Source organism: Pseudomonas sp. gcc21 (assembly GCF_012844345.1).
Lineage (GTDB): Bacteria > Pseudomonadota > Gammaproteobacteria > Pseudomonadales > Pseudomonadaceae > Halopseudomonas.
Genome location: NZ_CP051625.1, coordinates 2,146,786 through 2,168,013 on the forward strand (window position 1 = coordinate 2,146,786; position 21,228 = coordinate 2,168,013).

Annotated in this window: 18 protein-coding genes; 7 read left to right on the top strand and 11 right to left on the bottom strand. The window is 58.7% G+C overall.

Translation table 11 applies throughout. The features are described from left to right. Window positions 1-666 carry a 4'-phosphopantetheinyl transferase superfamily protein gene (locus tag HG264_RS09900; protein WP_169407497.1) on the top strand — a complete coding sequence of 222 codons (666 nt, stop codon included), beginning with the start codon at window positions 1-3 and terminating at the stop codon, window positions 664-666. 134 nt (window positions 667-800) lie between these two features. Here the strand turns inward: HG264_RS09900 and HG264_RS09905 are convergent, their stop codons facing one another. Together HG264_RS09905 and HG264_RS09910 are read right to left on the bottom strand one after the other, a co-directional pair. Continuing rightward, on the bottom strand, window positions 801-2,177 hold the full coding sequence (locus HG264_RS09905; RefSeq protein ID WP_372240160.1) for a DUF1329 domain-containing protein: 1,377 nt from the start codon (window positions 2,175-2,177) through the stop codon (window positions 801-803). Window positions 2,178-2,196: 19 nt separating this feature from the next. Then, window positions 2,197-3,999, bottom strand: a complete 1,803-nt coding sequence (locus HG264_RS09910) for a DUF1302 domain-containing protein (RefSeq protein WP_169407499.1) — start codon at window positions 3,997-3,999, stop codon at window positions 2,197-2,199. 225 nt (window positions 4,000-4,224) lie between these two features. Here HG264_RS09910 and HG264_RS09915 point away from each other — a divergent pair, with 225 nt between their 5' ends. Then, the gene (locus HG264_RS09915) at window positions 4,225-5,280 is read left to right on the top strand and encodes an AraC family transcriptional regulator (protein WP_169407500.1); all 1,056 of its coding nucleotides are present in this window, start codon (window positions 4,225-4,227) and stop codon (window positions 5,278-5,280) included. A gap of 99 nt (window positions 5,281-5,379) precedes the next feature. Here HG264_RS09915 and trxB read toward each other — a convergent pair whose 3' ends face one another. Further along, window positions 5,380-6,327 carry a thioredoxin-disulfide reductase gene (gene trxB, locus HG264_RS09920; protein WP_169407501.1) on the bottom strand — a complete coding sequence of 316 codons (948 nt, stop codon included), beginning with the start codon at window positions 6,325-6,327 and terminating at the stop codon, window positions 5,380-5,382. Between the two features lie 93 nt (window positions 6,328-6,420). Beyond that, window positions 6,421-7,020: a peroxiredoxin gene (locus HG264_RS09925; protein WP_169407502.1), complete on the bottom strand. Its 600-nt coding sequence runs from the start codon at window positions 7,018-7,020 to the stop codon at window positions 6,421-6,423. A 162-nt stretch (window positions 7,021-7,182) separates the two neighbouring features. On the opposite strand from HG264_RS09925, the gene cysZ reads away from it, so the two are divergent. Then, window positions 7,183-7,929, top strand: coding sequence for a sulfate transporter CysZ (gene cysZ, locus HG264_RS09930; protein WP_169407503.1), 747 nt, complete (start codon window positions 7,183-7,185; stop codon window positions 7,927-7,929). A 46-nt stretch (window positions 7,930-7,975) separates the two neighbouring features. On the opposite strand, the gene HG264_RS09935 is transcribed toward cysZ, so the two are convergent. The 3 genes from HG264_RS09935 to HG264_RS09945 form a co-directional block, all read right to left on the bottom strand. Next, entirely contained in the window at window positions 7,976-9,082 is a 1,107-nt protein-coding gene (locus HG264_RS09935) for an NADH:flavin oxidoreductase (protein WP_169407504.1), read from the bottom strand. Between the two features lie 78 nt (window positions 9,083-9,160). Then, entirely contained in the window at window positions 9,161-9,748 is a 588-nt protein-coding gene (locus tag HG264_RS09940) for a TetR/AcrR family transcriptional regulator (protein WP_169407505.1), read from the bottom strand. A gap of 172 nt (window positions 9,749-9,920) precedes the next feature. Next, window positions 9,921-10,406, bottom strand: coding sequence for a peptidylprolyl isomerase (locus tag HG264_RS09945; RefSeq protein ID WP_169407506.1), 486 nt, complete (start codon window positions 10,404-10,406; stop codon window positions 9,921-9,923). Window positions 10,407-10,566: 160 nt separating this feature from the next. On the opposite strand from HG264_RS09945, the gene HG264_RS09950 reads away from it, so the two are divergent. The 3 genes from HG264_RS09950 to HG264_RS09960 all read left to right on the top strand — a co-directional run bounded on the left by HG264_RS09950 (window position 10,567) and on the right by HG264_RS09960 (window position 14,913). After that, a complete protein-coding gene (locus HG264_RS09950; RefSeq protein ID WP_169407507.1) occupies window positions 10,567-11,766 on the top strand; it encodes an acetate kinase in 1,200 nt (399 codons plus the stop codon). A gap of 12 nt (window positions 11,767-11,778) precedes the next feature. Then, window positions 11,779-13,911 (top strand): phosphate acetyltransferase, encoded by a 2,133-nt coding sequence (pta, locus tag HG264_RS09955; protein ID WP_169407508.1) that lies wholly within the window; start codon window positions 11,779-11,781, stop codon window positions 13,909-13,911. 93 nt (window positions 13,912-14,004) lie between these two features. Beyond that, window positions 14,005-14,913, top strand: a complete 909-nt coding sequence (locus tag HG264_RS09960; RefSeq protein WP_169407509.1) for an acyltransferase — start codon at window positions 14,005-14,007, stop codon at window positions 14,911-14,913. Window positions 14,914-14,971: 58 nt separating this feature from the next. On the opposite strand, the gene HG264_RS09965 is transcribed toward HG264_RS09960, so the two are convergent. Together HG264_RS09965 and HG264_RS09970 are read right to left on the bottom strand one after the other, a co-directional pair. After that, on the bottom strand, window positions 14,972-15,625 hold the full coding sequence (locus HG264_RS09965) for an OmpA family protein (protein ID WP_169407510.1): 654 nt from the start codon (window positions 15,623-15,625) through the stop codon (window positions 14,972-14,974). Between the two features lie 103 nt (window positions 15,626-15,728). Further along, window positions 15,729-16,373, bottom strand: coding sequence for an MBL fold metallo-hydrolase (locus tag HG264_RS09970; protein WP_169407511.1), 645 nt, complete (start codon window positions 16,371-16,373; stop codon window positions 15,729-15,731). 149 nt (window positions 16,374-16,522) lie between these two features. Here HG264_RS09970 and HG264_RS09975 point away from each other — a divergent pair, with 149 nt between their 5' ends. Continuing rightward, a complete protein-coding gene (locus tag HG264_RS09975) occupies window positions 16,523-16,894 on the top strand; it encodes an endonuclease domain-containing protein (RefSeq protein WP_169407512.1) in 372 nt (123 codons plus the stop codon). Window positions 16,895-17,118: 224 nt separating this feature from the next. On the opposite strand, the gene HG264_RS09980 is transcribed toward HG264_RS09975, so the two are convergent. Beyond that, window positions 17,119-18,366, bottom strand: a complete 1,248-nt coding sequence (locus tag HG264_RS09980) for a dicarboxylate/amino acid:cation symporter (RefSeq protein ID WP_169407513.1) — start codon at window positions 18,364-18,366, stop codon at window positions 17,119-17,121. Window positions 18,367-18,455: 89 nt separating this feature from the next. Next, window positions 18,456-21,179 carry a LuxR C-terminal-related transcriptional regulator gene (locus HG264_RS09985; protein WP_169407514.1) on the bottom strand — a complete coding sequence of 908 codons (2,724 nt, stop codon included), beginning with the start codon at window positions 21,177-21,179 and terminating at the stop codon, window positions 18,456-18,458. Between the last annotated feature and the right edge of the window lie 49 nt (window positions 21,180-21,228).

A 21,228-nucleotide genomic window follows, 5' to 3' on the forward strand; every position in this document is an offset into this window, starting at 1 on the left:
ATGGCCAGGCAGCAGGTATTACTCGCAGTCTCCGAGTTGCCTGCTGCCAGCGGTGGAGCGGCATGCTCCCGCGAGGCGCGCCGACTGCTCAGCCAGTTGGCGGCGGCTCAAGGCTACATCTGCCCTGAAGCCGACTGGAGCCCACGCGGTAGCGGCCCACCGACTCATCCCTGTCTTCCCTCTGGCTGGTTCGCAGGCATCACGCATAAGCGGGGAATGGTGATCGCCGGGTTGTCCGACGGCCCATGGGGAATCGATCTCGAATGCTTCACTCCCCGGCACGCCCTCCGCCTTGAAGGCCTGATCGAAAGCCTTCCCGAGCCCCATGTACGAAAGACCATTCATGAAGCTGGCAGTCTGCAGCTCGCCTTTTATCAGGCTTGGACACTGTACGAAGCGCTTTTCAAGCTGGCCGGCCACACTGACCGCCCCGCTCTTTCGGTTTTCGATGTTCGTTTGCCCGACCCGTTGAAGTCAGAGGGCACAATCTGGGTCTGGCAGGGACAGGAATGGACCCTTACCCTGGCCGGCGAAGCACCCGTATTGTTGAACATCGACCCGGCTTCAATCCTCCGCGGCATTGCGCCGGTAGCCAGCTTGTTCCTCAAAGAAGCTGCATATCAACCGATTGCAGATCACCAGATATCGTGCCCTGTCGAACAATAAATTGTCGTTGGCGTCATGACGCCGGTCCCGATAGTGTACCCGTGCAGCTGTAGCCTATTGATCAGAGCTACAACAAAAAAGGGGTGCCCTTGCAGACACCCCAACCCTCGGAGCCACATTTTCCTGCTCTTGCCTCAACGCACCCCCGCAGCCCTCAACGCAGCCGGAGTGAACTGGTTATAGCTTGGGGGCGTACCGCCATATTGCGGTGCTGACACCTCCTCGGTGTACATGCCCAGCGCGATGTAGCGCCCCGCCAACAGGTCATATAACGTCTCCAATGCGTATCCCGGGATCTGGTGTTTGTAGTTGAAGCCGATATGCCCCTCCCCGACTCGCCACAGAGTGCCGCGACCGTCGTAATGGTCAGCCAGGCCGATCTGCCATGAGTCTTCATCGACAAAGAAATTACGGCGGGAATAGATATGGCGCTGCCCCTGCTTCACATCGCCCTGCACTTCCCACACCCGGTGCAACTCGAACCGCGTGTGTTCCGGATTCACGTGACCTGCTTTCAACACATCAGCATATTTCAAGCCCGGTTCGGATAGCTTGCCGGCGTTATACGGAAGAAAAATCTCCTTCTTGCCGATGAGCTTCCACTTGTAACGATCCGGCGCACCGTTATACATGGAGAAGTTGTCGGAGGTACGCATCCCGTCGGAGGCGGTGCCCGGGCCATCGTAGGCAACCTGCGGTGCCCGTCGCACCCGGCGTTGCCCCGAGTTATACACCCAGGCCATGCGCGGCTCCTTCAACTGGTCCAGCGTGTCATGTACCAGCAGCACGTTGCCGGCGAGCCGGGCAGGCGCGTTCACGCGTTGTTTGAAGAACAGCAGGTTGTTCGGCATGTTTGCCGTATCCACGTCTGGCATCAGATTCGGATAACCGACCTCCTCTTCCATCTTGATCAGCGTGTAGGAGCCGTTTGTTTGCGGCATCGCCTGCATATACCAGCGGTGCACGTTGAGCCGATGACGGGTCATGTGATTCCACACAACCTCCGCGCCCGATTTGGGTATCGGGAAGATGAATGATGCGCCCGGTTCCACGTTCTCTACGCCGTCACCGCCATTCACCAGTCTGGCCTGCCCGGCGGTACGTTTGACTTGGTCATAGACCCCTTGCGGAAAGCCCACGGTTCGACGGGTCTGATATACCGGCATCCGGAAGGTATCCGGATAACGCTCGAACAGGGCAACCTGACCTGGTGTCAGATTGTCCCGATATTCCTGGTAATTCTGAGCGGTTATAACAAACTCAGGAGCCTCATCCTTGAACGGATTTCCCAGGAAATGATCCTCAAGGCTCTGCCCTGCATTGGTCGGCAGGCCGCCAGTCCATTCGGGTATGGTGCCCGCTGCGTTACCCGCTTTCTCGGCACCAATGGGCGTCAGGCTCGCACCCAGCTGATCGATCTCTGATTGGGACAGGTTCTGTGCGCTCACAGCGCTTGCTACCAGGCTCAATGTCACGCCGCAGGCGCCGATTATTATTCTTTGCATATGCATTTGTATCTCCTACGCCGGATTAGAAACTGACACTGAAGCTGAGGGACGCGAAGTCGCGGTCAACCAGCGTGTTGTACTTCCCATCAAAGAAATTGGTGTAGCTGAGGCTGGCGTTGTACTTGTTCGCGTAATCAGCGTTCAGGCCAACGCTTACTGATTTGGCGTTCTCGGTGAAATTGGGGCTATAGCCCTCGACGTCATGCGCGAAGGCCAGGTTCGGACTGAGGTTGATGCCAGCAATCACGTTGCTGTATTCAAGCCCGGCGCGTAGCCGATAACCCCAGGAATTGCTCGTCATGTAACCGTCGTTTTCGCACCAGCTGGCCGCTTTGGGCGAACTGCCCAAAGACGAACAGGTGCCATCAGCGAAGGGGCTCTGGCCGAACAGCGAATCGCGTCCGAACTTGGTCTCGCCATTACTACTGCCCAAACCGCCGATATGGTTGTAGGCCACTTCGCCAGCAAGCGCCAGACGGCTGGCGCCCAGTATCCGGTCAATGGTTTTGACGGCAGACAATTGGGCCTGGAAAAACTCCTTGCGCTCATAACCACGGATGTAGCTGCCGGTGGGCAGACCAACCAAACCACGATGGGTATTGTCTACGCCCAGTTGCAGAATGGTGCGGCTGACGTCGCTCCCAGCGATCTGCATCGGCAGGTTGGGTCGGTAGCTGAATTCACCGGATACCGGCATGCCGGCGATATTGGTCTGAAAACTCACGCCATATAGACGTACGTCCTCTGGGTACTCCAGAAAGTACCCGCCTGCCCCGACAGTACCATCCAGACCCGGCACCAGTTCAGCCGGATCGGACGTCGCCAGGAAGTTGCCCGCCACACCCGAGAAGCTGGGCGTGCGCATGTGATAGTTCATGGCATACAGGCCGAACTCGGTGTCATTCAGTTCGGGAGCAAACCAGCGTAGCGCTACGCCGAACTGGCCTTCATCCCTGGCCTCATCGTCCTTGCGCGCGCGGGCGATGTAGACGTTACCGGGGATGGGTAATACCTCGCCCTGGGGACGGTCCATGCCCGCGACGATCAGCCGATCATGACATCCCCTGGCGATGGGGTCGGAACCAAAGAAGGTGCCGCAGTTATCCGTTATCGTCGGTGCCCACTTAAGTTGATAGAAAGCTTCCACCGTCAGGCTGTCATTCAATGATTGCGACAGGTAGAGCATTTCCACCGGGATCAGAGCTTCCTTGACCTCCGAGCCCGGTCGGCGGAAGGCGGCCACGTCCAGCGGGTTGATGGCGTTGACCGAGTTGCCCACGAACAAGCCTTCCCCCCAACTGACCACCTGACGCCCCAGGCGGATATTGCCCGGCAGATTGCCAAGTGCATAATTGTGATAAACGAAGGCATCGAGCAGGGTTACACCCGAGCCCTTCTGCAGGGGATGCCGTCCCGAGTCATCGATATCATAGAAGTGCTGGCTGCCATCCTTGGTCTCGAAGTCATACCAGTACATACCGCGGAAGAAGCCACCCGAGTTGCCATAGCGCAATTCCAGATCATGGGTGCCCTTGAAGATCTGCGAGAACACATCGTTGCGCTTGAAGTTCAGGCGACCGTCATCGGATGTGCCAGCAGTGGCCTGGCCATTCATGGGGCGACCATCGACCATCGTGTCGGTATGGATGAAACGTCTGTCCGGATTACTCATGGACCAGCTGGCACCCAGGGACATCTGGGAATCAATCTGTGCGTCCAGTTCCCCGAATTGCCAGCTAACGGCCTGAATATGGCCACTGGTTGCAGCCAGGGCAATGGCGATCGGCAAGCTGCGTGCCGCCCACGCCGGTATTTTTGTTCTCATGTATCTGCTCCATTGATGACTAGCGAGTCCTGCACCCGGCAGGTGCAGGCTAGTGTGCATAGGAGTCGATTCATGATCCCGGCTCATTGGGACACTAATTAAGGGCATGTCCGGACACCGACCACACGCAGGGTCTGTATCGCTGTTTCAAAACTCTGTAACACAGAGTACTCTGATTAAAAACAGCCGGGAAGCGTTGTACGGCGCCGTCAGGAAATGAACACCATGCGAAATTTCAAACTGACTGAAATGTCGGAGACGCCCCGGGAGTGGTCTGGTTGGAGCCGGGTAATCACTCAAAGTCTGTCTGCCCGGGGGCTGAGGTTCCAGGATTCACCACTGGCCGAGCGGCTGATTCGCCGGCTGGACGGGCGGGAAATCATGGATCAGACGACCAGCAACCTGCTGTGGCAGGAAGCCCAGTCGCTCAGTGGGGACGACTGGCTGGGTCTCAGCTCGCATTGCGCTGAAGGGGACCTGCCATTGTCACTGCAGATGATCGGCCTGACCGTTTCCGCGAGTCTGAACATGAGTGCAGCGGTAAACAATCTCGTGCGCTTCTTCCCTCTTGTGAGCACGCAGGCTGCGTTGGAACTGCGGGTTACCGGCGACGATGCCCGACTCATGTTGCACCCCCGGGGGCGCCCGCATCCTCAGCACATGGCCGCTCTGGTCAACGTCATGGGGCGATTGTTGTTACGCTGCGCGCGGCGCGGAGGTATCGAATCGCCAGAGATCCTGATCGGCGTTTCAGGGCTGAACGGCGCTCCTCCCGAACTTCCCTGGTCGGTGGAATGTGTTGCTGCCGATACCTGGTGGGTGAAAATTCCCCGTCAGTGGCTCGATCTGAGCATTCCCGAATCCAGCCCAGGCCTGCTGCACGGTATGACCGGCGTGTTGCACGGCGTGCTGGCCCGTGGGCCGATCAATGACATAGTGGAGAAAGTCCGGCATGCGATTCATCAGGGCATGAGCCGGGGGGTATTAGGAGAAGAATACATCGCAGAGCCGATGGGTATCAGCACCCGCCATTTGCGCCGCTTGCTGGGTCAGCATGGCACCAGCTATGAACGCTTGCTCGACGAGGTACGCCGGGATGCTGCGCTGAGACTGCTTGCCGATTCAGCCAGTTCGCTAACGCGTATTGCCTACGAGCTGGGCTTTCAGGATCCAAGTAGTTTCACCCGGGCCTTTCGCCGCTGGACGGGCTACAGCCCCAGCGACTTCCGCCGCCGCCAGGCACGCATGAACAGCCTTTCTGCGTCCGGCAGCCCTTGTTAAAGACGCCATGCTGAAGGGACGCGGCAGATCATTGATGGATTCAGCATGATCCGCCGCACAGGGGTAGAAGCCAGAGATAAAGCGTCCTGCTTCTGCCTCTTATTGCTCGTCGAGAAACTTCTCAGCGTCCAGCGCAGCCATACACCCGGCACCGGCTGAGGTGATCGCCTGACGGTATACGTGATCGGCTACGTCGCCCGCGGCGAACACGCCCGGAATGTTGGTTGCGGTGGCGTTGCCTTCCGTGCCGCTCTTGATCTTCAGGTAGCCGTCTTTCATGTCCAGCTGACCTTCGAACAGGCCGGTATTCGGTGTGTGACCGATGGCGATGAAAACACCGCTCAGGGCGATGTCCTCAGTGCCGCCTTCGTTATGCGCAATGCGCATGCCGGTTACGCCGCTTTGATCGCCCAGCACTTCATCCAGGGTTGCGTTCAGGCGCAGCTCGATCTTGCCTTCGGCTACGCGGGCCAGCAGCTTATCGACCAGAATCTTTTCGGCCCGGAAGATCTCGCGACGATGCACAACGGTGACCTTCTTCGCGATGTTGGCCAGGTACAGCGCCTCTTCCACCGCGGTGTTACCACCGCCGATAACCGCCACATTCTGGTTGCGATAGAAAAAGCCATCACAGGTGGCGCAGGCCGAAACACCCTTGCCCATGAAGGCCTCTTCAGATGGCAGCCCCAAATAGCGAGCAGAGGCGCCTGTCGCAATGATCAGCGCGTCGCAGGTGTAAGCACCGCTATCACCCCATAGGGTAAACGGACGATTCGACAGATCGACCTTATTGATATGGTCGAACTGGATTTCGGTCTCGAACCGCTCTGCGTGCTTGCGCATCCGCTCCATCAGATCCGGCCCCTGCAGACCCTCCACATCACCCGGCCAGTTATCGACCTCGGTGGTGGTAGTCAGCTGACCACCCATTTGCATACCAGTGATCAGCAAGGGTTTGAGATTGGCCCGTGCAGCGTAGACCGCCGCACTGTAACCGGCCGGACCGGAGCCCAGAATAATCAGTCGGGAGTGACGAACTTCAGACATCAATGCCTCCTAAGCACCGCAGCTGCGGTGTGCGAAATTTAAAAGGAGCGGTAGCCTGGCGAAGGAGTAAGCCCAGCTGACCGCCCGCAAAACTCAAAGCTGGCTGGCGTTCTCTGCAAGATAAGACGCAACACCTTCTGCGTCGGCCTTCATGCCCTTTTGGCCTTTACGCCAGCCGGCCGGGCACACCTCACCATGCTCTTCGGTGAACTGCAGCGCCTCGATGACCCGGATCATTTCATCCACTTCGCGGCCGAGCGCCAGATTGTTCACCACCTGGTGCTGCACGATGCCGTTACGGTCAATCAGGAATGAAGCGCGCAGCGCAACGCCGTCGTCGTGCTCGATACCATAGGCACGGGTGATCTCGTGCTTTACGTCCGCGACCATGGTGAACTCTACAGGCCCGATACCGCCCTTCTCGACTGGCGTATTGCGCCAGGCGTAATGGGTGTACTGCGAATCAACCGACACGCCAATCACCTCGACATCTAGTGCGCGGAATTTGTCGATGCGGTTGTTGTGCGCGATGATCTCCGAAGGACATACGAAGGTAAAATCCAGCGGCCAGAAGAACACCACCGCATATTTGCCGCGCAATGAGGCAGAATCGAAGTCCTCAACGATCGCGCCATCAGCCAGTACAGCCGGTGCGATAAAATCCGGAGCGGGACGATTGACCAAAACACTCATGATGCAAACTCCTTGTGCGCCTCGGCGGAAAACGGATCGACACATCCTAGTTTACCGACAGGCATGTGGGATATTTCATAGCCTCAATGAAGCGGATAGTTTACGCCTATAAGCTGGTTCGTACATTGACGTAACCGCTCACTTGTTCAAGGAAAGCCACCCATGGCCAACACACCGGCGCCGCTACGGGGCCCCGAATACTTCAAGGAAGGCTGGCGAACCATACGTCAGCCGGGGTTGCGACGTTTTATCGTGATTCCCCTATTGCTGAATCTGGCGCTCTTCATCGCTGTGATCAGCTGGGGCATCAGGCAGTTCAATATCTGGATGGACCGGCTCGTACCCACGCTGCCGGAGTGGCTCAGCTTCGTCGAGTGGCTACTCTGGCCGCTCTTTGCTTTGGTGGTTCTACTGGTTCTGTTTTTCAGTTTCAGTCTGGTCGCCAACCTGATCGCCTCGCCCTTTTACGGATTTCTCGCGGAGAAGGTCGCCGAGCAGGAACGCGGCCTGGTCAGTCCGCCCACAAGCTACGCCGATATTCTGATGACGGTCCCGCGTAGCATCGGGCGCGAACTGCGCAAGATCGGTTACTACCTGCCACGCCTGATAGCTTTGCTATTGCTGACGCTGGTTCCGGTGGTGAATCTCATCGCGTCGCCTTTGTTGCTGACGTTCGGCGTGTGGATGATGGCGGTGCAATACGTGGATTATCAGGCGGACAACGACAAAGTCAGCTTCATCGATATGCTGCGCTGGATGAAGGGCCGCAGAGCGCTGTCGCTTGGCTTTGGTTTGCCAGTGTACTTCGGCATGCTGATTCCGCTGATCAACCTGCTGGTGATGCCAACGGCTGTGGCGGGATCGACGCTGCTATGGGTACGCGAACGGCCCATGAACGGGCTGCCGTGATATGAATGCCGGTGCCCCGCTTCGTGCGGGCACCGGCTTCTCCGGATCAGACCAGCCTGTTCAGCGCTTCACGGCTAAACGGAAGAATCTCGTCGAACCGTCCTTCCTGCACCTTGGCAGCCCATTGGGGATCGACGATCAGCGCCCTGCCCACCGCAACCAGATCGAACTCGTCATTACCCAGACGCTCAAGCAAGCCGTCGATATTGGCGGTTTGCACCACCTTGTCCGTGTCCACCATGAACTGAATGAACTCGCCGTCCAGCCCGATGCTGCCGACGGTGATGCATGGCTTGCCGGTTATTTTCCGGGTCCAGCCTGCGAGGTTCAGATCGGAGCCTTCGAACTCGGGCTCCCAGAAACGACGCTGCGAACAATGGAAGATATCCACGCCCGCCTCAACCAGCGGCGTGAGGAAGGCCTCCAGCAACTCAGGGGTAGGCGCCAGCCGCGCTGTGTAGTCTTGCTGTTTCCACTGCGAGAAACGGAAGATAATCGGGTAATCCGGCCCTACCGCTTCACGCACTGCGCTGACAATCTCCACCGCGAAACGACCACGGTTTTCCATGCTTCCGCCGTACTCGTCAGTGCGCTGGTTGCTACCTTCCCAGAAGAATTGATCAATCAGATACCCGTGGGCGCCATGCAGCTCGATGGCATCGAACCCGAGCTCCTTGGCATCGCGAGCAGCCTGGGCAAAAGCGCTCACTACATCCTGGATGTCTTCCTTGGTCATGCCGTGAACGACTTTGACGCCTTTGCTTATCTTTTCCATCGGGCCATAGGCTGGCACGGTCGGATTAGGCTCACTGCCCAACCGGCGCGCGTTACCCAGATGCCATAGCTGCGGAGCGATCTTGCCGCCGGCAGCATGCACAGCCTCGACCACCTTCTTCCAGCCGGCCAGCGCCTCGCCGTGAAACCAAGGGATATCGCCAGCGCCAGACGCTGCCGGATGATTAACCGTGGTGCCCTCAGTGATGATCAGCCCCACGCCAGCTTCGGCACGACGTCGGTAGTAATCGGCAACCGCGTCAGTCGGCATACCGCCCGGTGAAAAATTGCGAGTCATCGGAGGCATGACGATACGGTTTTTCAGCGTCAAGGGCCCCATGGTGAACGGTTGAAACAAAGGTTGAATATCAGCAGCCATTGGTTACTCCTGGCGATTATCGAAGTGTGGAAATACGCGACGCGTATGACCGGTCGTCTCGTGTCTATTTAATAGCTATCAGGGGCGCAGCAGTCTTTCCAGCTGATCGATAAAGGCGCGCAGCGGCGCTACCTGGCGATCCAGCTTCATGCGCAGCAGTGCGCCCTCCCAGGCCGCCCCGATGAATCCTGCCAGAGCAGCCGGATCCTGATCGGCAGCCAGCTCGCCGGCGTCTCGCGCTTTTTCCAGACAGCCTGCCAGCAGCTCGCTGGATCGCTTGAACACAGCACTGGCGGCACACCCGATAGGCTGGCTCTGGTCAGCCATCTCATGGCACAGGCTGCCGATAAAACATTGGCTGGAGGGCTCGCTCTGGTTGGCAAAGTGCCCTACCAGATCGCGATAGAAGCGCAGAATACGCTCCCGCGGGGAGACGGCGCTTTCCTCCAGCGCACGGGCAAAGCGCTCCAGCCGCGGCAAATAGTAGAAATGCAGAGCCTGGACCGCAAAATCTTCCTTGCTTTCGAAGTAGTGATAGAAAGAGCCCTTGGGCACGCCGGCGCCCTGGGTAATTTCCTGCACACCCGTGCCGCTATAGCCCTTGCGCAGCATGACGGTGGTGCCAGCTTCGAGAATCCGTGCGCGTTTATCCTGAATACTGTTCATGGGCGCCACTATACGACCGGTCATTTCCCTCTGATAGCACTGCGCTGCTTAATCACTCGAATTGATAGCGTGCTATCGCGAAACCTCACAAGCACAAACGGCCATCCACAAAAAAGCCCCCGTTATACGGAGGCTTCAATGTGCGGTCCTGGAGGACAATGGCAGCTTGAGCTTAGTGCTCCACGCCACCTTCGCCGTGCACGTGGCCATGTTCCATTTCTTCATCGCTGGCGTCGCGAATGCCGACAACCTTGACGTCGAAGGTCAGGCGCTGGCCTGCCAGAGGGTGGTTACCGTCTACAGTGACTTCATCGCCTTCGACACCGGTGATAGTGACGATCTGCATCCCGCCGTCAGGACCGGACGCATGGAACTGCATACCGACTTCCAGCTCATCCACACCTTCGAACATGTTACGGCCGAGGACTGCAACCAGCTCCGGGCTGAACTCACCGTATGCATTTTCCGGCTCAACGGTAACGTTAACCTGGTCGCCTTCCTGCTTGCCTTCGAGCGCCTGCTCAAGACCAGGGATAATGTTACCCGCGCCGTGCAGGTAAACCAGCGGAGTACCGCCAGCGGATGAATCGAGAACTTCACCTGCGTCGTTGGTCAAAGTGTAGTCAATCGATACAGCTTTTTTGGCAGCAATCTGCATAATTCGGCCCCTGTCGTTTTCAATAAGCCCGCTAGTCTACGCATCTTGAGCTCGAAACGCACGATTTGACCGACACATGGGACGAGTGGCCGCAGATGCCCAACGCCCGGCCAAAACCCGCTAATATCGGTCGTACACTTCTCAGCGAAACGGAATGTACATGTCTAGTCGGCTGGTTCTGGTGATCAATTGCGGTAGCTCCTCCATCAAGTTTGCCCTGCGCCGCGAGGGTATCGATAAACCCCTGTTAAGTGGTCTGGCTGAAAGGCTCTATTCGGATAACGCCACCTTGAATTGGCAGGCCGGCGACAATAAACAGAAGATCAACCTGGCCGATGGAGAACACAGCACAGCAATGGCCAGCCTCTTGCCGCTGATCGACGAGTATGCCGACCAACCGTTGAGCGCGGTGGGCCACCGCGTCGTTCATGGAGGTGAACATTTCACCAGCGCGCAGGTTGTTGACGAGAAGGTGATCAGCGCCATCCGCGACAGTGCTCCGCTCGCCCCGCTGCATAACCCGGCTAATCTCATGGGTATCGAAGCGGCAATGAAGGTGTTCACCGAGACACCACATATTGTCGTTTTCGACACGGCGTTTCACCAGAGCATGCCGCCGCACGCCTACCGTTACGCCCTCCCGGAAGAGCTTTATACCCGGCACAGTGTGCGGCGCTACGGCTTTCATGGGACCAGTCATCATTATGTGACCAATCAGGCGAGCCTGTTAACCGGACGTCAGCCCGGCGAAGGCGCCTGGCTGACCGCGCACCTCGGCAACGGCTGCTCATCCTGCGCCGTACTGGATGGCAATAGTCTGGATACCAGCATGGGACTGACGCCACTGGAGGGGCTGGTAATGGGCACTCGCAGTGGCGATGTCGACCCTAACCTGCATTTCCATCTGATGCGCACCCTGGGTTGGGATTTTCCCCGGATCGAAAAACTGCTGAACAGAGAAAGCGGCCTGCTCGGTCTCTCCGGGCTGTCCAACGACATGCGCCAGCTGGTGGATGCGCGCGCCGACGGGCATGCCGGCGCTGAACTGGCGATTGACGTGTTCTGCTATCGACTGGCCCGCTCGCTGGCCGGGCTGGCCGTCGCGCTGCCGCGTCTGGACGGTTTGGTATTTACCGGGGGCATCGGCGAAAACTCGGCTCTGGTGCGTGAGCTTACTGTCAGCCACCTTGGCATTTTCGGCCTGCGGATCGATACGCAGCGCAACGACAGCCTAGCGCGCGGCCAGGCCGGCACCATTCAGACGCCGAACTCACCGGCTATTCTGGTGATACCCACTGACGAAGAACGTCAGATCGGAGAGGAAAGCCTTTCCCTGCTGGATTCCGCACCCACCCATTGAAACAGGAACACCATGCATACTTTCTTTATAGCGCCTACAGGCTTCGGCGTAGGCCTCACCTCCATAAGCCTTGGTCTGATCCGCGCCCTTGAACGCACAGGTTTGCGTGTGCACTTTCTCAAGCCGATCGCCCAGCCGCACCCGGGCGACGAAGGCCCGGAACGTTCGAGTGAGCTCATTTCCCGTACGCTGGGCCTGAAGCCGCCGGCCTCACTTGAACTGCAGGACGTAGAACATCGTCTGGCTGGCGGTGACCTGAACGGCGTCCTGGAAGATATCATCAGCCGCTACCAGCAGGCGGCAATCGATGCAGACGTCGTGGTAGTGGAAGGCATGGTCCCAACCCGCCAGGCCAGTTATGCCGCGCGCATCAATAATCATCTGGCAAAAAGCCTGGATGCGGACGTGATCCTCGTCTCCGCGCCCGACGACGACAACATGGCCAATCTGGCAAACCGCATCGAGTTACATGCCCACACCTTCGGCGGCCCCCAGGACCCGAAGGTTATCGGCGTCATCGTCAACAAGGTGCAGGGCCTGGACGCGGGGGATGATATTCCCGCCGACCGGACCGAACTGAAGCGCACGCTAAAGGATTTCTCGCAGGCACTGAAAAAGCAGTCCAGCGCGCTGGATACCGGCGACTTTCGCCTGATCGGCTGTATCCCGTGGAAGGATGAGCTCAATGCGCCACGCACCGCTGATGTGGCTGCGTTGCTCCGTGCCGGCACCCTGCACCCTGGCGACATGCAGACCCGCCGGGTCATGAACATCATCCTCTGCGCCCGGACCGTGCCCAACACTATCGATCTGTTCCGGCCAGGCACCTTGCTGGTGGTTCCCGGCGACCGTGATGACATCATCATTGCCAGCAGCCTGGCGTCCCTGTCCGGCACACCGCTGGCCGGACTGCTGCTCACGGGCGATATCACCCCTGATCCGCGCGTCATGCAACTGTGTCAGCCAGCGCTGGATAATGGTCTGCCGATCATCACGGTTCCGACCGGCAGCTTTGCCACCGCGTCCCTGCTGGATCGCATGAACCGTGAAATACCCGTCGATGACCTGGAGCGCGCCGAGATGGTCACCGATTTTGCCGCCTCGCATATCGATCAGGCCTGGTTGCAGCAACGCTGCGGAACGCCGCGCGAAATACGCATGTCGCCGCCGGCATTTCGTTATGAGCTGGTGCGCCGGGCGCAGCAGGCAGGCAAGCGCATCGTGCTGCCGGAGGGCGACGAACCCCGCACCGTCCAGGCTGCTGCCATCTGTCAACGCCGCGGAATCGCGCAGTGCATTCTGCTGGCCAAACCCGAGGCCGTTGAGGCGGTTGCCCGCGCCCAGCACATCACGCTGCCTGAGGGGCTGCAGATCCTCGACCCGGATGTCATCCGCGAGCGGTATGTCGAGCCCATGGTCGAGCTACGCCAGGGACGTGGGCTGAACGCACCCATGGCACTGCAGCAACTTGAAGATAATGTGGTGCTGGGCACTATGATGCTCGCATTGGACGAAGTCGATGGTCTGGTATCGGGTGCCATCCATACCACCGCCAACACGATTCGCCCCGCGTTCCAGCTGATCAAGACGGCCCCCGGTTACAACCTGGTGTCCTCGGTATTCTTCATGCTGTTGCCCGAGCAAGTGCTGGTCTATGGCGACTGCGCGGTGAATCCCGATCCTAATGCAACCGAGCTGGCGGAAATTGCTATCCAGAGCGCCCGGTCGGCTGAAGCCTTCGGCATCCCGGCACGCGTTGCGATGATCAGCTACTCGACCGGTGAATCCGGAACCGGGCTTGATGTGGAGAAGGTTCGCGAGGCCACAGCGATCGCCCGTGAGCGGGAGCCCGGTTTGCTGATCGATGGCCCTCTGCAATATGATGCCGCGGCCATCGCCAGCGTCGGCCTGCAAAAAGCCCCGGATAGCCCGGTGGCCGGCAAGGCCACTGTATTCATCTTCCCGGATCTGAATACTGGTAACACTACGTATAAGGCTGTACAGCGCAGCGCCAACGTCATCAGCGTTGGCCCGATGCTGCAGGGCCTGCGCAAGCCGGTCAACGATCTGTCCCGCGGGGCTCTGGTGGACGACATCGTCTTCACCATCGCCCTTACCGCTATCCAGGCCGAGAACAATACGTAACCCAGGATCTGCAGCTGTTTTAATACGGCTGCAATAAATGAAAACGGACCAAAACCCGGCGCCCGACGCCGGGTCATTTATTGAGCAACCAGAATGCTGAAATTTTTGCCCGCGCCTCTACGCGGCATCATTGCCACCCTCCTGCTGATCATCAACACCCTGCTGTGCTTCAGCGTGTTGTTCCCCCTGGCCCTGATCAAATTGTTGCCCTACAAGCCCCTGCAAACGCTGTGCACGCGCATCCTGATCCGCATCGCCGAATTCTGGATTCTGTGCAATAGCGGCTGGATGCGCCTGACTGGCAGTATCGAATGGGATAACAGCGGCCTCGATCAGCTGGATTACGACGGCTGGTATCTGGTGACCAGCAACCACCAGAGCTGGGTCGACATTCTCGTGCTGCAACACAACCTGAACCGGCGCATGCCCATGCTCAAGTTCTTCCTCAAACAGGAGCTGATCTGGGTACCGGTCATAGGCATCTGCTGGTGGGCGCTGGATTTTCCGTTCATGAAGCGCTACACCAAAGCCTATCTGGACAAGTATCCGGAAAAAGCCGGCCAGGACGTCGCCACCACGCGCCGCGCCTGTGAAAAATTCAAGACGACGCCGGTGGCCGTGTTCAACTTCCTCGAAGGCACGCGCCTGACCCCTGCCAAGCATGCCCAGCAGAACTCGCCCTACCGTCACCTGCTTCGCCCGAAATCCGGCGGCGTGGCATTCGTGCTGGATGCGATGGGCCAGCAATTGCGGTCGCTGGTGGACATCACCATTCACTACCCTGACGGCAGCCCGACTTTCTGGGATCTGCTCAGTGGTCGGATTCGCAAGGTCGTCATGCGCTGCGAGCTACGGCCGATCCCTGCGGAGTTTCTCGGTCAGGATTATCAGAACGACCAGCAGTTCCGGGAACATTTCCAGGGATGGATCAACGGATTGTGGCAGGACAAGGATGCGCTACTCGATAAGCTGCACCGGGAATACCCCGGCGCAGAACGCTAGCGCTCAGAAGGGATCAAGCGTGCCGGATCGACCATTAAGGTCAACCCGGCCTAGCGGATTAAAGCGGACGTAGGTTGATTTCAACGCGGCGGTTCTGAGCACGACCTGACTGGCTGTCGTTGCTCGCGATCGGCTGGCTCGGGCCAACGCCGCTGCTGCTGATGCGCGGACCGGCAATGCCCTGGCCTGTCAGGTAGGACGCAACGCTGGTGGCGCGCTCACGTGACAGACGCATGTTCAGATCCATCGAGCCGGTGCTGTCGGTATGGCCAACGATATCGATACCGTTGCGGTCAAATTCCTTGAACACCCGTACCAGTGCATTCAGCGTCGGGTAGAAGCTGCTGGAAATATCCGAAGAGCTGCTGGCGAAAGTGATGTTACCCGGCATGACCAACTGCAGGTTGTTGCCCTCACGGATCACTTGAACGCCCGAACCCTGCAGCTCCTGACGCAAGCGAGCTTCCTGCTGGTCTACGTAATAACCATAGCCCGCGCCCGCTGCGCCGCCGACCGTTGCCCCGATCAGCGCGCCCTTGCCGCGATCCTTCTTGCTGGATGTCGCAGCCCCGATAACAGCGCCAGCAGCCGCGCCGCCGAGACCATAGATCGAGGATTTGCCCGCCTGGCGCTCACCCGTATAAGGGTTGGAGGTACAGCCCGCCAGTACCACTGAACACAGACCGGCAACCATCAAACCTTTAATCTTCATAATGTTTCCTTGAACGTAGTGACACGAGTTATGCAGGAGAATACATCGCTAAAACTGCTGCAGTGTATGCATAACGTAAAGAACGAGTAAAACCGCTGCGTCATTATGCGCGAACGAATGGATTAGCCCGCATTTCATCGCCGATCCGCGTATCCGGGCCATGACCGGTTACCACGACGGCTTCCTCATCGAGAGTATACAAGCGGCTGCGTATGGATTGCTCGATGGCTTTCGAATCGCCACCCCACAAATCGGTACGGCCAATCCCGCCACGGAACAGCGTGTCGCCGGCAATCAGCAGTTTATCCCCGGGAAACCAGAAGCTCATCGAACCAGGCGTATGCCCCGGCGTATGCATCGCCACCCCGCAGCCACAGGCGAGCTCCTCGTCATCCTGGAGCCACTGGTCCGGCGCCGGGACGGGCGTATAAGGTATGCCGAACATGTTGCATTGCATCTCGAGGTTATCCCAGAGGAACTGGTCTTCCTTGTGCAGATGCAAGGTCGCGCCGGTGGCCTTCTTCATCTCGCCCGATGCGAGAAAATGGTCCAGGTGCGCGTGGGTATGAATGATGCTGACCACCTTCAGCCCCAACGCCTCCAGGCGATCAAGGATCGTCTGATGATTGCCGCCGGGATCAACCACAATCGCTTTACCGGTTACCGGGTCGCCGATGATGGTGCAGTTGCACTGCAACGGGCCGACGGGAAAGGTTTCGCGAATCAGGGCGGTGCTGGGGGCTTGCATGAGCGGGTCCTATGACAATTACACAAGCCAGCAAGGATGGCCGCAACGGCTATGGGATTCAACACGCATTTCACAGCTTTGGTATCTGTGGCTGGATTGGGGGCAGGCGATAACGCTAGGGTTTCTCTGTCGACGTCAGGGACGAACCAATGCTGCCATACAAGAAAGAACTCAAATCACGAGCGCGAGCGCTGCGCCGTAGCATGACCGATGCCGAGCAATTGCTCTGGACAAGGCTGCGTCGTAAGCAGGTGCTGGGCGTACAGTTCTACCGGCAGAAACCGCTGACTGGGTATATCGTCGATTTCTATTGCGCGGCGGCGAAGCTGGTTGTCGAGCTGGATGGTGATCAGCATTTCGAGCCTGCCGAAGTAGTGAGGGATCGGCACCGTACTGCGCAGCTTGAGGCGTTGGGCTTGAAGGTTATTCGCTTTGATAATCGCCAGGTGCTGGTTGAACTGGAGGATGTCTTGAATGTGATATTTGTTGAGCTTGAGCAGAGGCTTGAGCTTCGCGGTTGAAATCATCACCATAAAAGCGAATCCCCCCTAACCCCCCTTTTTCAAAGTGGGGGACTGGTCCGAGTAGCGGCTACTTTGTTCTCCAGGGATCAGTCCGAGCAGCGGCTGGCATTATCATCGACATAAATCGCTATCAGTTGACGACTATCTAGCCGGTTTGCAATACCAGTCCCCCACTTTGAAAAAGGGGGGTTAGGGGGGATTCAGGGTTTCGCTTTCAAAGCTCAACCCGTTACCCGCGCCTCAGCCCGATCCGTCACAGTCTGCACGACTACACTGCCTACAATATCGCCCTCGACGTTCACAGCCGTGCGCACGGTATCCAGCAAGCGATCAATCGGCAGCAGGATGGCGATTGCTTCGGCTGGCAGTCCCACCGCCTGCAACACCATCACCATGGTCACCATACCTGCGCTGGGAATACCCGGCGCTCCGGTCGATGCGATCATGGCGGTGAAGAACACTACCATCTGTTGCGCAAAGCTCAGCTCTATGCCGACCAGGTTGGCTACAAAAAGCGCAGCCGCCGCCTCATAGAGGGCGGTACCGTCCATATTCATGGTTGCGCCGAGCGGCAACACGAAGCCGGCAACGCTCTGCCGTACATCCAGATTATGCTCCGCGCAACGCATGGAAATAGGTAACGCTGCGGCGCTTGAACTGGTGGCGAAGGCGGTAATGAGCGCTTCACGCGCCCCGCGCCAGAGCCACAGTGGTGACCTGCGTGCCACTGCGTAGAGAATCGCCGGCAAAACCACCGCACCGTGAAAAAGGGTTGTGGCGAATACCAGCACGATAAAGCCGAGCATGGTAACCAGTAGCGAAACATCCTGCTCCGCCACTAGGCGAATCAGCAACGCCATGATTCCGATTGGCGCCAGCCGCATAATCCAGCCGACGATGCGCAGCATCAGATCCAGAAACTCTTCCATTACCTGCAGGATGTTCGCGTAGCGCTCCCCACCCGATACCAGGGCGATGCCCAGAAACAGCGCGAACACCACCACAGCGAGAATGCTACCGTTGGAGAACGCGGTGAACGGATTCTGAAACAGGTTGGTGAAGAAGTGCAGGAAGAATTCTGAGATGGTCAACTGCCGTGCTTCGAAGTTCTCCATCGCCTCGGCGAATAGCGATAACGATAGCCCCGCACCCGGCTTGAAGATATTCGCCGCGACCAATGCCACGAGCATTGCCAATGCCAGGGTCGAGACGAAATACACCAGTGTAGTGACCCAGACTCGATGCACCTGATGATGCGCCCTGAGACTGGCGACCCCGACCACGATCGAGGTGAAGATCAACGGCACCAGAATCATTTTCAGCAGACCGATAAACACGCTGCCGGCCAGCGTGCTGGCGTATAACACGCCTTCCCTTATACCTGCGTCATCAGGCACGCCGCTCAGCAACCAGCCAATGAGTACACCCAGACAGGCAGCGATAATGATCTGGCGATTCAGGCTTGGCATGGCTCGCAGCTCCGCACAATCAAATGGAATAAAAAGCATACATGAAATGCCTTTTAACCACGCGCGCAGATCTCAGCGGTTCGGGGATTTCAGGCCAACAGCCCGATCGTTTTCGCCTGTGCCACTGCCTGGGTACGTCGCGCCACGCCCAGCTTACTGTTAATGCGGCGGGCGTGGCTTTTGACCGTATGCAGCGAAATAAACAAAGTTTCACTGATTTGCTGGTTGGAATAGCCCTGCGCGATGCAGCGCAGCACTTCCAGCTCTCTGGCGCTGAGGGGTTCTTTCATCGCAACGGAAACCGACACGTCCGCGGCGGCCTCTGTGACGGGAAGCTGGGCGCACAATGCCTCACGCAGCGCTGAGTCGTGCGCTCGGCGCAACGCCTCCACAAGCCCGGACGGCGCGCCACGCACCAACGGGGAAAAACAGCCTGTCAGCTGGTCATCTTTTGCCAGAGCCAGCGCCCGACGCAAGGTATGCTCGGCCTGCCCTGCACTGCCGCTCTCGAACTGCAGCCATGCCAGATAGACCAGAACGTTCAGCTCCTGCAGACACTCGCCATCTCGACGCGCTTCGACCAGCAAAGTTTGCAGTTGCGCTTCACAGGCCGCCGGCTTTTGCTGAACCCAGTACAGGCGCGCCTGTACCAGTCCTACCAGAACCGGCAGAGCGTGAAATACTGGCGGTGGCGCAGCCGACGCGTCGGCGCAATAGGTCTGGTGCAAGCGCGGCAACCACTGTTCTGCCAGCTCCTGACGCCCCGTACTGATCCACAAGTCGCACTTGATGGCGGTAATCCAGCCCAGATAATAAACCGGCGGGACATCCCACTGGTGCATCAGCCGCTCAGCCTCGCCCAACGTTTCGAAGGCGTCGGTTACTGCTCTGTCGACCTGCGCTTGCAGCACCGCCTGCAGGCAAAAGCCCACCAATACAAAAATATCCCGGTGTCGCCGCGCCTCGGATATTCCCTCACGCAGCAATTCACCGGCGGCGTCGCGCTCGCCCTGCAGGCTGAGCAGATAGGCTTCATACAGCAAAAGTCGGCCGTGGATTGACGACTCATCCGGGCGCAAGGGGCGTTTGGCGAGGTCGGTGCGCTGCGCTGTTATTACCTGTCTGGCCCGCTCCACCTTGCCGCGCGCCTGCAACAGCCGTGCGCGCAATAGCGCCACCTGGGCCTCGAATAGCGGATCGCCCATTCGCTGAGCCAGTTCAATGGCGCTTCTGGCCCAGCTTCGGGCCTGTTCCATCCGGTGCTGGCTTAACTCGCTTTCCGCCAGGGTTAGCATCGCCATAAGCCGACTTCCCGCATCCAGACCCGCGAGGCATGTCAGCCCCTGGTTGGCCAGTTCGATAGCCTCGGAAATCTGTCCTGACGCGCGTGCCAGGTAGCTTTTCAAAACAAGTGCCTGCCCTATCAGCGTCGTCTGGTTGACGGCGTTCGGCTGCGGCATGAAACGTTGCAAGCGGCTCAGCATGTCCTGTGCATCCTCCAGCTGACATGCGAGTGCCAGTGTCCAGGCATGGACCAGAACCAGCTGCGCCGAACTGCCCTGCAATGCTGCTGGCAATTCGGCTTTCCAGCGCAGAAGCATGGCCACCGGCTGCGCCGCCAGCAGTCGATCGAGGGGCAGCGAGTGGACCAGACCCGCTGCCTGTTCCGGCATTTCAGCGGCTAACGCGTGCTCGACGGCTTCACTTATCCGGCCTTGTTCCTTGAACCACTGGCACGCGCGTGCATGCACCAGCTGCCGCTGCTGCAGGTCAGTCCTGACGACCTGGTCGAGCAGAAACTCCGAGAAAAGATGATGGAACCGGTGCCAGTCGCCCGTCTGATCCAGTGGCACCAGGAAGACCTTGTGCTGTAACAGGTATTCGATGATCTCGTGGCTATCGCTAGCCTCCCTGACACGGTCACACAGTGGCGCCGAGAACCGGTCCAACCAGGCAATCGCCAACAGAAAATGCCTTACCCGCAGCGGTAGCGATTGAAGAACCTCCTCGAGCAGATATTCTCCAATCAGCGGCCCGGGCATCACTGGCAGGTTACGGGCATATCCGGCAGCAGTGGCCTGTTCCGCGGCGACCGTCGCCAGGCGCAGGCCGGCGATCCAGCCCTCGTTTCGCTCGACCATCTGCCGGGACCATTCCGAATCATTCGTCACCAGGCCCGCACGGCTCAGGAAAGCTGTGGCTGCATCTTCGTTCAGACGCAGCTGCGCCTCACCGATTTCGAGCAACTTGCCGGCGATACGCAGACGTGCCAAGTGCCAGTCCGGCCGCTGCCGGCTGGTCAGCAACAGCTGAAACGACGCGGGTAAACGCTCTAACAGCAACGCGCAAAGCCGGTCGCACCGGGGGTTCTGGGCGAGATGATAATCGTCCAGCACCAGCAGGACAGACTGCTCGGCGGGATGGAGCTGATTCAAGGTGTCCAGCACCGACAGAGTCAGCTGTTCCAGTGCCAGCGGTTGCTCACTGTGACTTTCCTCCAACAAGGCCAGTTCAGGCTCGCCCAGTTGAGGATGGAGGGTGCGTAGCCCGGCTATCAGACTGCGAAGCAGCTGGCCTGCCAGAGCGTCGTGTTGATCGAGGGAGATCCAGACCGAGCGACGCGAGGCTGCCAGGCTCTCACATAACTCAATCGCCAGCGTGCTCTTGCCGAAGCCGGCTGGGGCACAGATCATCACCAGGCGACGCGAAGCGGCCTGATTGAGTAACGCAATAAGCTCGGGGCGAGGCAAGTGGTCGGCTGGTAACGGAGGCCGGTAGATCTTGCCGGGGTGCAGGGGAATCGTCGAAACCATGGCAACAAGTGTATCGGTTGCACGGTCGTCGGGTCATGCGGTTTGTATC

Coding starts and splice junctions, on each gene's coding strand:
- HG264_RS09900 (WP_169407497.1), top strand. CDS start 1: ATGGCCAGGCAGCAGGTATTACTCGCAGTCTCCGAGTTGCCTGCTGCC.
- HG264_RS09905 (WP_372240160.1), bottom strand. CDS start 2,177: ATGCATATGCAAAGAATAATAATCGGCGCCTGCGGCGTGACATTGAGC.
- HG264_RS09910 (WP_169407499.1), bottom strand. CDS start 3,999: ATGAGAACAAAAATACCGGCGTGGGCGGCACGCAGCTTGCCGATCGCC.
- HG264_RS09915 (WP_169407500.1), top strand. CDS start 4,225: ATGCGAAATTTCAAACTGACTGAAATGTCGGAGACGCCCCGGGAGTGG.
- trxB (WP_169407501.1), bottom strand. CDS start 6,327: ATGTCTGAAGTTCGTCACTCCCGACTGATTATTCTGGGCTCCGGTCCG.
- HG264_RS09925 (WP_169407502.1), bottom strand. CDS start 7,020: ATGAGTGTTTTGGTCAATCGTCCCGCTCCGGATTTTATCGCACCGGCT.
- cysZ (WP_169407503.1), top strand. CDS start 7,183: ATGGCCAACACACCGGCGCCGCTACGGGGCCCCGAATACTTCAAGGAA.
- HG264_RS09935 (WP_169407504.1), bottom strand. CDS start 9,082: ATGGCTGCTGATATTCAACCTTTGTTTCAACCGTTCACCATGGGGCCC.
- HG264_RS09940 (WP_169407505.1), bottom strand. CDS start 9,748: ATGAACAGTATTCAGGATAAACGCGCACGGATTCTCGAAGCTGGCACC.
- HG264_RS09945 (WP_169407506.1), bottom strand. CDS start 10,406: ATGCAGATTGCTGCCAAAAAAGCTGTATCGATTGACTACACTTTGACC.
- HG264_RS09950 (WP_169407507.1), top strand. CDS start 10,567: ATGTCTAGTCGGCTGGTTCTGGTGATCAATTGCGGTAGCTCCTCCATC.
- pta (WP_169407508.1), top strand. CDS start 11,779: ATGCATACTTTCTTTATAGCGCCTACAGGCTTCGGCGTAGGCCTCACC.
- HG264_RS09960 (WP_169407509.1), top strand. CDS start 14,005: ATGCTGAAATTTTTGCCCGCGCCTCTACGCGGCATCATTGCCACCCTC.
- HG264_RS09965 (WP_169407510.1), bottom strand. CDS start 15,625: ATGAAGATTAAAGGTTTGATGGTTGCCGGTCTGTGTTCAGTGGTACTG.
- HG264_RS09970 (WP_169407511.1), bottom strand. CDS start 16,373: ATGCAAGCCCCCAGCACCGCCCTGATTCGCGAAACCTTTCCCGTCGGC.
- HG264_RS09975 (WP_169407512.1), top strand. CDS start 16,523: ATGCTGCCATACAAGAAAGAACTCAAATCACGAGCGCGAGCGCTGCGC.
- HG264_RS09980 (WP_169407513.1), bottom strand. CDS start 18,366: ATGCCAAGCCTGAATCGCCAGATCATTATCGCTGCCTGTCTGGGTGTA.
- HG264_RS09985 (WP_169407514.1), bottom strand. CDS start 21,179: ATGGTTTCGACGATTCCCCTGCACCCCGGCAAGATCTACCGGCCTCCG.